The organism is Acinetobacter sp. YH12235 (assembly GCF_013417705.1).
Classification (GTDB): domain Bacteria; phylum Pseudomonadota; class Gammaproteobacteria; order Pseudomonadales; family Moraxellaceae; genus Acinetobacter.
The window spans coordinates 101,172-112,713 of record NZ_VPDL01000010.1 but is presented as its reverse complement, the minus strand read 5'-3'; the positions used below and the strand labels follow the sequence as shown (position 1 = coordinate 112,713).

Below are 11,542 nucleotides of genomic sequence, written 5' to 3'. Positions count from 1 at the left end.
AAGTGAAGGTAAAGAATGTTGAAGGGTGCAATCTAAATTTTCAGATAAAGTCATAAAAAAATGAGCGTATTTACATACACTCATTTTTACTACATTTTACTAATATTTGCTTAACTGACTGGCATTACTCTCTATGAGCGGTTTTTTATTGCAATATTATTAGCGAAGCATTTGAGGATTACTCTAGTAAAGACTCAAGTTAAGCTTTTCGGTAGTCTGGTTCCAGCCCCATTTTGGCCTCAAGGTGGTCATAGCACCACTGGAAAATAAAGGTATACACCAGAATACATAATGTCATCGCCAAATCCAGAAGAAAAGCCTGCGCCAGACTGATCTGCAATGCATAAGCTACCATCGGAATCGTGGCCAGCATCAAACCACCCTCAAATCCAATCGCATGAGCAATCCGCACTTTGATGGTTCTTTTCAGACGATGTTTGGCTTCAAACTTTTCAAAATAATGATTAAACAGCATATTCCAGAACATTGAAGTGACAGCCATCGCAATTCCGAGAGCGCCTGTGACCTCAAGCGGCATATGCATGAGCGTACTCAGTAATATGGCAATCACCACCAATAAAATGCCTTCATATAAGGTGGCATGAATCAGTCTTCTTTTTGAAATTAACATTTCAGTTCATCAAGTCAGGAGATAAGGGAATTTTATTTCTTTTAATTTGATTATTCGAGTTAGAATCTATCAATAAAAATGAAAGATGGAATGCATGAATATTAATCAAGAACAGCTACAGATGTTTAAACTGGTTATGGAAACTGGCTCCTTCTCTGCTGCTGCGCGTAAACTTGGTAAAGTTCCTTCTGCAGTGAGTATGGCCATTGCCAATCTAGAAATTGATCTTAATCTGGTGCTATTTGAACGCATTGGCCGTGAGCCAAAACCAACTGCACAGGCGAAAGTACTGTATGAAAAAACTGAGCAGCTTTTGGTTGAAATCAACCAATGGAAGCAACATGCCCTAGCACTTAGTTCAGGTCTTGAATCTGAACTGAATATTGTGGTGGTGTCTGAGCTCCTCCATACCCGCTGGACTGATTATATCGTTTTGCTGGAACGGGAATTTCCAGCGCTGCAAGTTAATGTCTTTAGCGCACCTCAGGAAGATGCTCATCACATGCTATTTGAAGGTTCAGCGCAGTTAGCGCTGATGTTTGAGCGGGAGCAATTAGAAACCCGTGAACAGTTTATAGAATTAAAGCGTGAGGTACTGGTTGCTGTGGCGGCCAAACAGCATCCATTAAGTCAATTTCACCAGGTCAGCTATGAACAGATTTTACAAAACCGACAGATTGTTGTTGCCAGTCGTGATCGTAGCATTAAGCCAGAACTGCTCTTTTCCCGGAATTACTGGCGCACTGACAATCATCATTCAGCCTGTAACATGATCCAGCAAGGTTTGGGCTGGGGTGTACTCCCTCTGGAAATGATCAATGAACAGCTACATTTGCAGGAGCAGCTACAGATCTTGCAGCTGCTCGATTTCACCCCAAAATTTGAATATTTTGTCGATCTGGTCTGGAGCCGGGAAACTCGACTGGGTACAGCTGCTCATTTTTTGATTAATCACTTGCGTCAGCAGCGAAAAACCGACCATTAATCACAGAAATTCAACGACAGTCTACTTGGTAAGAGGATGATTTATGATATATAAGAATGCATAAGCAATAACCATAGAACTAGATCGTAATGACATTAACTGCATTAAACCAATTAAAAAACTTGACGACTATTGTGGCAGATAGCAGTGATTTAAGCGCAATTGAGAAATTTCGCCCTCTGGATGCAACCACAAATCCATCTCTGATTACTGCAGCAGCGAAACAACCTGAAAATCAGGCATTGATTGAAGCTGCTTTTCAACAAGCCCAGCAAGAAGGCTATGTGAATAATGCCCTGATTGAACGCACGATTGATATTTTGACCGTCAAATTCGGTGTTGAAATTTTAAAACTGATTGAAGGTCGTGTTTCGACTGAAGTGGATGCCTCCCTGTCTTTTGATACTGAAGCGACCATCGCCAAGGCTAAAGAATTACTCGCGCTGTATGATCAATATGGAATTAATTCTGACCGCATCCTGATTAAGATCGCATCGACTTGGGAAGGTATTCAGGCAGCGAAAGCACTGGAAGAAGAAGGTATCCATACCAACCTGACCTTATTGTTTGGCCAGCATCAGGCCCATGCCTGCGCTGATGCCAAAGTGACTTTAATCTCGCCTTTTGTCGGCCGCATTCTAGACTGGTACAAAAAAGCGGAAGGTGTTGAGTCGTATCCAATTGAAAAAGATCCGGGCGTACTCTCAGTGAAGCGCATTTATGAATTCTATAAAGCGCATGGGATTAAAACTGAAATCATGGGTGCAAGCTTCCGTAGTATTGAGCAGGTTTTGGGCCTCAGCGGTTGTGATCTACTGACTGTTGCACCAAACTTGCTGGAACAACTTGAAAATGATCAGCGTGAAGTTCAGGCTCAGCTTTCAGCCAAAGATATTCAATCTCAAGGTGAACTGAGTCCAATCAGTCATGCCGATTTTGATGCACAACTGAAACAGGACCAGATGGCCAGTGAATTACTGCAAGGTGGTATCGATGGCTTTATCAAGGCACGTGAGCAACTGGCGGCTTTATTAAAGGAAAGTTTTTTGAGCACCACCTAAATTCACAGCGAATTTATAGAGTTTCTCCAGGCCGATGTTGCTATAATGCCGCATCGGCTTTTTTCATTTTTGCGAGTTCTTCGTGTTTGGTATCACAGATCTAACGACCTTTATTATTGGGACAACGTTAATTGTGTTACTGCCGGGGCCGAATTCCCTCTATGTCATGTCAATTGCCTCTCGTTTTGGCATCAAGACCGGTTATATGGGTGCCTTAGGGGTTTATACCGGTGACTTGATTCTGATCCTATGTACGGCGTTAGGCGCAGCCTCTCTACTTCATGCGTTTCCCGTGCTGTTTATTGCCCTGAAAATTATTGGTGCTGTTTATCTCAGTTATCTTGGGATCAAACTGATCATTGCCGCCTATCAGACTTTCTTTCCGAAACAGTCATCACAACGTGTTCAGATTAAAAAGACTACTCCTGAAACTGTCGGGTCGATTCAGCCCTTCCGTACAGCATTAACAATCAGTGTTTTAAATCCTAAAGCGATTCTGTTCTACCTGTCTTTTTTCGTGCAGTTTGTTGATCCTGTTTACCCTTATCCGGCACTGACTTTTGCACTCTTGGCTTTAATCCTGCAACTGATCAGCATGACCTACCTTTCAATCCTGATCTTTTCCGGGGTCAAACTCGCGAGCTATTTCAACCAGAATTATAAATTGACTGCTGGCGGGGTTGCTTCAGTAGGAATTCTCTTCTGCGGGTTCGGCATCAAACTGGCGACATCTACTTTCTAAGAATCAGCAGCTTTCTGGCAAGAGCAGCGCTTTCAAAAATTGTTAAAAACATTGTGTTGATATATGAAAAGCGTATGATTTAAACGCATTTAAAAATAGTGTCATGGATGATGCCTAAACTTTTACAAGATCTCTCCTTTCCTGCCATCATGGCGGGTTTTATTACCTGCATGATTGGGATCAGCGTATCCGCCGTACTGGTCATTGAAGCAGCCCAAAGCCTGGGTGCAAATGCAGCGCAAATCAGTTCCTGGTTATGGGCACTCGGCATAGGTATTGGGGTTTCCGGCTTTCTGCTTTCCTGGAAATATCGTTATCCGATTTCCACCGCCTGGTCGACAGCCGGTCTGGCGTTAATTATTGCCTCCGCAGGCCATTACAGTCTGGCCGAAGCGATTGGCGCTTTTCTGATTTGCGGTATCCTGATTGCCTGTCTGGGATTTTTCGGAATATTTGACCGGATTTTTCAGTTTATTCCACAAAGTCTGACCAGTGCCATGCTGGCTGGTGTCTTACTGAAATTTGGTATTTCAGTATTTGGCAGCCTGCAACAATCCTGGAGCTTTGTGCTTACCGTACTGGCCATTTATCTCATTTCCAAAAAACTGAGTACCCGTTATAGCATTGTCATTACTGTGCTGCTTGCAATTGCACTCTGTCCGTTCTTTATCGATTTTACGCTTCCACATTTGGACTGGAGCATCGCTCAGCCTGTATGGACCACACCAGAATTTAGCCTGCAAGCTATTTTAGGACTGGCTCTTCCGCTGATGGTGATTAATCTGGCTTCACAATATTTACCTGGCCTGGCCGTGATTAAAAGCTATGGCTATCCACCCAAGGTGAATCCAATTTTAGGCTGGACGGGCCTCACTCAGGCACTACTCGCTCCCTTTGGCTGTTTCAGTGTTAATCTTGCCGCGATTAGCGCAGCAGTCAGTCTGGATGCACAAGCCCATCCTGATCCGGCTAAACGTTATATCGCGGGTATGAGCTGTGGACTATTTTATATCCTGATGGGTTTCTTCGCTGCAACCCTGACCAGCTTATTGATGGCTTTTCCGGGTATTCTGATTACGGTTCTGGCTGGCATTGCCCTATTTGGTACCATTGGCCACAACATTGCACTGGCTTTTCAGGACACTCATGACCGGGAAGCCGCACTGATGACCTTTCTGTTCAGTGCATCCAATATCCAGTTTTTCGGCATTGGTTCTGCTTTCTGGGGCCTACTGCTTGGTTTGATGGTTTATTTACTATTTAAGCTTAAACCTCAGTTGGCTTAAATTTATAAAAGTAGAGATGACTTATGTCTATCTTTTTTTAATGCCCTGCTGCTTGAGAAAACATATTTATGACCACTACACCGGAAATAATCAGTGCAATACCAATAAAAGCAGGAAGATCCAGCGCCTGCTTAAATACAATATAACCGACAATGGCCGTGAGAATGATCCCGACACCGGCCCAGATCGCATAAGCAATGCCTAAAGGAATCACCTTAATCACCTGAGACAGCAAATAAAAGGCGATACAGAATAAAACAACCACCGCTAAAGAAGGCCACAAATGGGTAAAGCCTTCAGATTTCACCAGAAATGTAGAGCCAGTGACTTCGGCAATAATGGCCAAACCCAACAAAAAATATGCCCAAGTTGCAGGATTCATTTTTTCACTCTCCAAATTTATCTTTCCTAGACCTAAACTTAGTTATGGTCTTAAGAAATAAATTTTTTATAAGTTTATGCTGAGGGGCGAAAGCTGATGCAAAAAATCCAGCGTCTTGATAAAAGTCTGCTGACTTTCTTTCTTGCCCATAAAGAACTGATATTCATGAATCAGCCAAGCTTTAGATTCGGGATAAAAAACTTCTGTTACTGGAACCTGCTGCGCTTTTAAAGCTTTGATAAAAGGCAAGGATTGGGTGTCGGTCAGAAAATCCTTGTTGCCCCCGCTAATGAATACTGGCGGATAAGATGGCGTAATATACTGGATTGGAGAAATACGTTTTAGAAACTCGGTATCATTTTTACGGTCACCTGTATAAGCCTGAATCAGGCTATATACTCCCCACTCTACGATCTTCATTTCATCAGGTGCGGTACTGGCGAATGACTCCAAGTCATAAATACCACAGTGCAGAATCAGACCTTTAAGCTGGGAAGGTTGCAGATAAGGTTGAAAATCCGATTGTTTGGCAAAGGCGGGATTTGTTAAAAGTGCAGCATAGTGGCTGGCCATATTCGCCCCGGCAGAATCTCCGGCCAGATATAAATTTTCGGCATTAATCTGGTATTCGGCTGCATGTTGAGTAATAAACTCCAAGGCCTGATCAATCTGATGTAACTGGCTTGGATAAATGGCTTGAGGTGCAAACTGATATTGGACCGATACCACATTATAACCTTGCGCAGCCAGAAGTTTAAAATAACCCCGGGCATGTTCTTTGGAACCAGAAATCCAGCCACCACCATGAATCCACACAATGGTTGGTTGCGGGCCGATATTTTCGATATTTTGTGGTTGATACAGATCCAGAGATAGTTTTTGCTGCGGTTCATAGACAATATTCTGATGCACGATGACCGAACCTGGTGCATAGCGATCCATCACCTTTTGCTGCATCCCTGTGGTCAAATTAAAAGCACTGGCAATGACCCGGCTGTTCTGTACAGTATTTTGACAGCCTGCCAGAATAATTGAACAGAACAACAATAAATGAATAGCAAAAAACCTCAAAACCTTCCCCCTCGATCAGCCCAAAAATAAGCTCAGGCAGTTTAAACCATCCCCAGAAAAACAGCGTCATTTATCCTGTTATTTTTGATCAATAAAACCTGAATCCCTAGTTTTTTGCTCTGTTTTTTCTTTCATCAAATCTCTGCATTTATGTGAAAATACCTGTAATTTAAAGATTTTTTGCCATTTTTCAGCTTTTTGCAATTGCACCCATGGGTACATTGTGCTATCAATAAATCAGAGCGTAAAAAACACACAACATACGGAGAAAAATCATGGCTTACCAACATATTTTAGTCCCAGTAGACGGTTCAGATATTTCCTTTTCTGCAGTTCGACATGCAGCCAAAATTGCCAAGGCATTTGGCAGTAAACTTTCCCTGATTAGCCTGATTGCAGAAGACCCTTTTACTGAAGCTGACTTCTACTACAGTTCAACGATTATGAAAGAGTATTTTGCTCAGGCTCATGCCAATGCAAAAAATGCCCTAAAAGAAGCCACTGCAATTGCAGGCAGTGAAGGTATAGAAGCAGATTCCCGCATTGTGACTGGCCTGGTGAATGCCGAACATATTGCTGAGACTGCAGAGGAAACCCAGGCTGATCTAATCGTCATGGGTTCACACGGCCGTAAAGGCTTCCAGAAAATGATTCTGGGCAGCTTTGCACAGGATGTTCTTGGCGCCAGTCAAATTCCGGTGTTAATCGTTAAAAAATAATCTGATTTGCGCATCTTCAAGGTGCGCAATTTTTTCAGGCAGTGTTTCTGTCTGAACCCTTCTACAGTAAACCTCCATTTTCTAAATGATCATTTCACTGCATATTCTAAAAATGAGGAAGCACCATGCAAAACTATGAACATATTCTTGTCGCACTCGATGAATCCTCGATGTCCTATGCTGCAGCTGAACATGCCCGTGAGCTGGCCAAAGCTTTTAATAGTAAGGTGACATTGGTCAGTATTATTGCTGTAGACCCATTTAAAGGCGTGGACTTTTATAAGGTTGCTCCCGCAGTCACTGACTATTTCATGCAGGCAGAACAACATGCACTGGATCTTTTAAATGAGATTAAGGCAAATTTTGTGCATGATGGTACACAAGTCACGACCAAGATCATTCATGGTATGGCACCTTCTGAAGGAATTCTTCAGGCAGCGCAGGAAGTTCCGACCGATCTGATTATCATGGGATCACATGGCCGTAAAGGTCTGCAAAAACTGATGCTGGGCAGCGTGGCACAGAATGTCCTTTCCCAGTCCGAGATTCCGGTATTGATTGTGAGACCTTAACGTAACCCAGACAACAAAAAAGCCTGCGATGCAGGCTTTTTTTAGCGAACTTTTTGATTCAGTTCGTTCAGGAAGAGTTCAGCATCCAGCTGGCTATTAAATACTTTTTTGTATTCTCCAGCTTGCTGAATAGAATGCGGTGTATATTGAAGGGAGATTTCAAACAGACCAGTCGCAGCATTTCTGCTGACATGAACCGCAATAATATGCCGAGTATTTAAATAAAAACCATCTTCGATTTTCACTAACATCTTGAATAAGACCTCTAGTATATCAATTTGAAGATTTCTTCATGTTTAATAGAAAAGTATAGTTTTACTTTCCTGTCTAGCCTCTTACTGTAAACCTTTTATGTGACTGATTTCACATTATAGTATTTTAAATGCGCTTAAATTCACCATTTAAAATAAGTCAATAATAAAAAGCCGGATCAGTTGATCCGGCTTTTTACATAACGATCTTATACGCTTAACATACTGTTCAATGTCTCTGAGACATTTTTCGATTTCACCTGTGGTTTTAAAGCTTCAAGTTGTGCTTTGACTTCACTGCGTTGTGGTTCAATCAGGGTATACCAGCGTGAAAGCACCTGAAGTAGACGTGAACCGACAATCGGGTTTTTCTGATCCAGATATTTCGCCAGCTCGATATAATGCTGCACACCAAAGCTCCAGGTATTGACCGGATTGGCATTCAAACCGCCACTCACCGCACGGATACGGTTTGGCACTTTCAAGTCATAATCCGCATGCTCAGTGAGTGCTTTAATTGTTTCTGCAGTCGCTTTTGGATGAGCTGCTTGCAGCATGAACCATTGATCCAGTGCCAGTGCTTCATCTTTAAAGCGGTTATAGAAATCATCCAGGAATGCTTTGGCTTGAGGCGCATCATTCCATACCAGCACACGCAAGGCACCCAAACGTTCAGACATATTGCCTGTATTTTGGTATTGCTGCTCTGCCAGTTCAAATGCACTTTCATCACCTTGACGTGCAATCAGCATCAACATGATATTTTTCAGTGCACGCACACCCATCGCCTGAGAGAAATCTGACTGCAGCTCAGGATCCAGACTCAGATAGATTTCTTTAGCTGTTGCTCCAAAGGCACGTGCCAATTTATGCAGCAAGGCATCACGTTTTTCCTTGATCATGGCTGGATTATAGTCTGTATCAATACGGCTACCCAGGTAACCTTCAGCCGGTACATCAAACAGACGGGAAGCCAATAACGGATCTTTTTGAATCAGATCAGGCAAGGTATTTAGCATTGCCTCGATATAGATTTCAGAAGGTTGATCATCCAACAAAATGCGTTCTAATAAAGTCTGGGTCGCCTGCCACTGGTTAAAACCATTGGTTTCATATTGCAACAGGAACGCCAGTTCTTGTTCAGAGTAATCAAAATGCAGATCAACGGGTGCAGAGAAGTTACGTAGTAAAGAAACCACCGGCTTGCTGGTTAGACCGCTAAACTCGATGGTCGCTTCATCCTGATCAAACAGATACACCCCATCTTTGACGCCATTTTCAAATAAGGCATCAGAGTGCAGGCTCAGCTGCTCGCCTGTAGCCGCATCAAACAAAGCCAAAGCCACTGGAATCGGAACAGCTTTCAGATTCGGATATTTCGGATGAGCTTTCAGACTTTGCTTAAAGCGAAGACGATAAGTTTGTGTATCTGCATCATACTCACCTTTAGCGACCAGTTTCGGTGTACCTGGCTGGTTATACCAAGTCAGGAAGTTTGATAGATCTACCCCTGAACCGGCAGTCAAGGCAGCTACCCAGTCTTCAACCGTTACGGCCTGACCATCATGACGGCGGAAATACTCATCTGTACCTTGACGGAATTTTTCTTTACCGAGCAAAGTCGCCATCATACGGTTAATTTCTGCACCTTTTTCATACACGGTCGCCGTATAGAAGTTATTAATTTCTACAAAATGATCCGGACGCGGTGGATGCGATAAAGGGCCAGAATCTTCCGGAAACTGATGCGCTTTCAGGACTGCCACATCATCAATACGTTGTACCGCAGCAGATTGTAGATCTTCAGAAAAAGACTGATCACGGAATACGGTCAAACCTTCTTTCAGACACAGCTGGAACCAGTCACGGCAGGTAATCCGGTTACCTGTCCAGTTATGGAAATATTCATGGGCAATCACTGATTGCACACGCATGATGGCAACATCAGTTGTATATTCTTCATCAGCCAATACACATGAGGTATTGAAGATATTCAGACCTTTGTTTTCCATCGCACCCATGTTAAATGCGCTGGTTGCTACGATCATATAATTATCAAGGTCGTATGGCAGACCATAATGCTCTTCATCCCAACGCATGGAATGTTTCAACGCTTCCATCGCGATTTTGCATTTTGGAATGTCTTTTTCTTCGGCATAGATTTCCAGTGCGACATCACGACCCTCTGATGTGGTATAGCGATCTTTCATCACTGCCAGATCACCAATCACGCAGGCAAATAAATAGCTTGGTTTTTTGGTTGGATCTTGCCAAAGTGCATAGTGACGGTTTTCATCCACTTCACCAGTTTCGATCAGGTTACCGTTAGCCAGTAGAACCGGATACTTTTTGTCGGCTTCAACACGAGTAGTAAATACAGACAATACATCTGGGCGGTCTGGATAGAACGTGATTTTACGGAAACCTTCCGGCTCATTTTGAGTCACGAACAGATCTGAACTGGCCTGATACAGACCTTCCAGCATGGTATTGCTTTCTGGATGAATCTTGACCACTGTTTCAATAGTCGCCTGATCTGGAGCATTGCTAATCACCAGTTGCTCAGCATCTAGAATATAATCTGATGCATTTAGTGGCTGACCATTTAACTGGATTGATTGCAGTTCCAGGTCACGACCAAGCAATACCAGATCACCTGCTGTTTGACGCTGCATCTCCAGTTTGCTGCTGACCAGCGTATGATCGTCATAGACTTGAATATTCAGGTCGATTGAATCTACAACAAAAGAAGGTTTTTGATAGTCTTTTAAATAAATGGTTTGATCTGCTTCGATCACCGGATTCGCCGCGATATTCATATAATGTCCTGATCCTTTTTGCACAGCTTCTAAGGCAAAAGATTGTCAATGCATTGATCATACGCCTTGATCTTGAACCTGTCTGTGCGTTTCATTTGTATTGTATATGGGAATAATTACTGATCTTTTCAATTGAGCTACATCAAAATATACGATAATCGCCTTATATTTGCCCGATATCTAAAATCCCCATCTCTAAAACAACTTAAAGATAAAATAAAAAAAGCTTTCATCTGCACTGTATGATTCCTCTATGCATGATTCCTGCACATGCAAAGTATTATTCCAATATGAAAAATTACTGCCTGGGTTCAGGACAACCTTATATCTAATTTAGATGCTGGGCGCTGCAAAACCTGACTTCTAAAAGATTAAGTTCTGGTTAATCTGCGTTCCAAATTTCATTTTAAATGCACAAATGACATGCACCAGTTTGAATGCATTTTGCATCACCCAACAGCAATGGCAGGATTCAAAGAAAGATATATGCCAAGTTTTCGGCTAATATCATATTTTTTTACATTTTCTTATGTGCTTGATTTAAAAATATATAATTTATAATTAATAGCAATTCCGAAATATTGATTAAAAAATGAGCATAGTTTTTGCTACAGTTTAAGTGTGTTTTCTCCAAGCGCAAAGACTCCAAAAATAACGACAACAAAGAAATTGAGGTGAGCTATGTATTTAAAACAGCATGTGGTACGGATTGAAAATCTTAAAACACTTCAGGTTCTGGATCAGGCCAATATTGATCATAAAGTTATTGCCCTGTTCATGAGTTCTGAAGGCGTTCAGCTACAGGCGCATGAGGTCAGTGCGATTCTGAATACTTATGATGCACTCGGTGCCAAAAAGGTTCCATCCAAAAAAGTGCAGGCGTTGATTCAAGCGAAACATCAGGGAGAGGAAGACGAAACATTACCCTGCCCCGTTTAAAAACGATGATCTAGTTTTCTTGAATACAGGGCTACTTCGGTAGCTCTGTTCGTTTAAAGGCTCTCTTCTTCTGAAATCTGCTTT

13 protein-coding genes are annotated in these 11,542 nt (G+C 42.4%); 7 read left to right on the top strand and 6 right to left on the bottom strand.

The window, feature by feature from the left end:
- Window positions 1–199: 199 nt before the first annotated feature.
- Window positions 200–631 (bottom strand): chlorhexidine efflux PACE transporter AceI, encoded by a 432-nt coding sequence (gene aceI / locus FTV13_RS07335; RefSeq protein WP_034170552.1) that lies wholly within the window; start codon window positions 629–631, stop codon window positions 200–202.
- A 94-nt stretch (window positions 632–725) separates the two neighbouring features.
- Between aceI and FTV13_RS07330 the strand changes: the two genes are divergently transcribed.
- From FTV13_RS07330 to FTV13_RS07315, 4 genes are all read left to right on the top strand, one after another.
- Window positions 726–1,616, top strand: coding sequence for a LysR family transcriptional regulator (locus tag FTV13_RS07330; protein ID WP_179992455.1), 891 nt, complete (start codon window positions 726–728; stop codon window positions 1,614–1,616).
- An 89-nt stretch (window positions 1,617–1,705) separates the two neighbouring features.
- Complete coding sequence (gene tal / locus FTV13_RS07325) at window positions 1,706–2,677, top strand: transaldolase (RefSeq protein ID WP_179992454.1); 972 nt, start codon at window positions 1,706–1,708, stop codon at window positions 2,675–2,677.
- An 82-nt stretch (window positions 2,678–2,759) separates the two neighbouring features.
- Window positions 2,760–3,419, top strand: coding sequence for a leucine efflux protein LeuE (leuE, locus tag FTV13_RS07320; protein ID WP_179992453.1), 660 nt, complete (start codon window positions 2,760–2,762; stop codon window positions 3,417–3,419).
- A gap of 110 nt (window positions 3,420–3,529) precedes the next feature.
- The gene (locus tag FTV13_RS07315; protein ID WP_180011521.1) at window positions 3,530–4,705 is read left to right on the top strand and encodes a benzoate/H(+) symporter BenE family transporter; all 1,176 of its coding nucleotides are present in this window, start codon (window positions 3,530–3,532) and stop codon (window positions 4,703–4,705) included.
- Window positions 4,706–4,742: 37 nt separating this feature from the next.
- Here FTV13_RS07315 and FTV13_RS07310 read toward each other — a convergent pair whose 3' ends face one another.
- The 3 genes from FTV13_RS07310 to FTV13_RS07300 all read right to left on the bottom strand — a co-directional run bounded on the left by FTV13_RS07310 (window position 4,743) and on the right by FTV13_RS07300 (window position 6,380).
- Complete coding sequence (locus tag FTV13_RS07310; protein ID WP_180011519.1) at window positions 4,743–5,087, bottom strand: SMR family transporter; 345 nt, start codon at window positions 5,085–5,087, stop codon at window positions 4,743–4,745.
- A gap of 66 nt (window positions 5,088–5,153) precedes the next feature.
- The gene (locus FTV13_RS07305; RefSeq protein ID WP_180011517.1) at window positions 5,154–6,158 is read right to left on the bottom strand and encodes an alpha/beta hydrolase; all 1,005 of its coding nucleotides are present in this window, start codon (window positions 6,156–6,158) and stop codon (window positions 5,154–5,156) included.
- Between the two features lie 78 nt (window positions 6,159–6,236).
- The gene (locus FTV13_RS07300) at window positions 6,237–6,380 is read right to left on the bottom strand and encodes a hypothetical protein (protein ID WP_166135019.1); all 144 of its coding nucleotides are present in this window, start codon (window positions 6,378–6,380) and stop codon (window positions 6,237–6,239) included.
- A 53-nt stretch (window positions 6,381–6,433) separates the two neighbouring features.
- Between FTV13_RS07300 and FTV13_RS07295 the strand changes: the two genes are divergently transcribed.
- Both FTV13_RS07295 and FTV13_RS07290 read left to right on the top strand, forming a co-directional pair.
- Window positions 6,434–6,877 (top strand): universal stress protein, encoded by a 444-nt coding sequence (locus FTV13_RS07295; RefSeq protein WP_125279008.1) that lies wholly within the window; start codon window positions 6,434–6,436, stop codon window positions 6,875–6,877.
- 125 nt (window positions 6,878–7,002) lie between these two features.
- Window positions 7,003–7,449, top strand: a complete 447-nt coding sequence (locus tag FTV13_RS07290; RefSeq protein WP_104425970.1) for a universal stress protein — start codon at window positions 7,003–7,005, stop codon at window positions 7,447–7,449.
- A 41-nt stretch (window positions 7,450–7,490) separates the two neighbouring features.
- Here the strand turns inward: FTV13_RS07290 and FTV13_RS07285 are convergent, their stop codons facing one another.
- Together FTV13_RS07285 and pepN are read right to left on the bottom strand one after the other, a co-directional pair.
- A complete protein-coding gene (locus FTV13_RS07285) occupies window positions 7,491–7,700 on the bottom strand; it encodes a hypothetical protein (RefSeq protein ID WP_004783945.1) in 210 nt (69 codons plus the stop codon).
- Window positions 7,701–7,909: 209 nt separating this feature from the next.
- Window positions 7,910–10,519, bottom strand: a complete 2,610-nt coding sequence (gene pepN / locus FTV13_RS07280) for an aminopeptidase N (RefSeq protein ID WP_179992449.1) — start codon at window positions 10,517–10,519, stop codon at window positions 7,910–7,912.
- Between the two features lie 681 nt (window positions 10,520–11,200).
- Between pepN and FTV13_RS07275 the strand changes: the two genes are divergently transcribed.
- Entirely contained in the window at window positions 11,201–11,458 is a 258-nt protein-coding gene (locus tag FTV13_RS07275) for a hypothetical protein (protein WP_004783954.1), read from the top strand.
- Window positions 11,459–11,542 lie beyond the last annotated feature (84 nt).

Bases quoted from the DNA above. Each gene is read 5' to 3' on its own strand.
- FTV13_RS07275 (WP_004783954.1), top strand. From the start codon at position 11,201: ATGTATTTAAAACAGCATGTGGTACGGATTGAAAATCTTAAAACACTT.
- FTV13_RS07310 (WP_180011519.1), bottom strand. From the start codon at position 5,087: ATGAATCCTGCAACTTGGGCATATTTTTTGTTGGGTTTGGCCATTATT.
- tal (WP_179992454.1), top strand. From the start codon at position 1,706: ATGACATTAACTGCATTAAACCAATTAAAAAACTTGACGACTATTGTG.
- FTV13_RS07300 (WP_166135019.1), bottom strand. From the start codon at position 6,380: ATGTACCCATGGGTGCAATTGCAAAAAGCTGAAAAATGGCAAAAAATC.
- FTV13_RS07315 (WP_180011521.1), top strand. From the start codon at position 3,530: ATGCCTAAACTTTTACAAGATCTCTCCTTTCCTGCCATCATGGCGGGT.
- FTV13_RS07290 (WP_104425970.1), top strand. From the start codon at position 7,003: ATGCAAAACTATGAACATATTCTTGTCGCACTCGATGAATCCTCGATG.
- pepN (WP_179992449.1), bottom strand. From the start codon at position 10,519: ATGAATATCGCGGCGAATCCGGTGATCGAAGCAGATCAAACCATTTAT.
- FTV13_RS07295 (WP_125279008.1), top strand. From the start codon at position 6,434: ATGGCTTACCAACATATTTTAGTCCCAGTAGACGGTTCAGATATTTCC.
- FTV13_RS07285 (WP_004783945.1), bottom strand. From the start codon at position 7,700: ATGTTAGTGAAAATCGAAGATGGTTTTTATTTAAATACTCGGCATATT.
- FTV13_RS07330 (WP_179992455.1), top strand. From the start codon at position 726: ATGAATATTAATCAAGAACAGCTACAGATGTTTAAACTGGTTATGGAA.
- aceI (WP_034170552.1), bottom strand. From the start codon at position 631: ATGTTAATTTCAAAAAGAAGACTGATTCATGCCACCTTATATGAAGGC.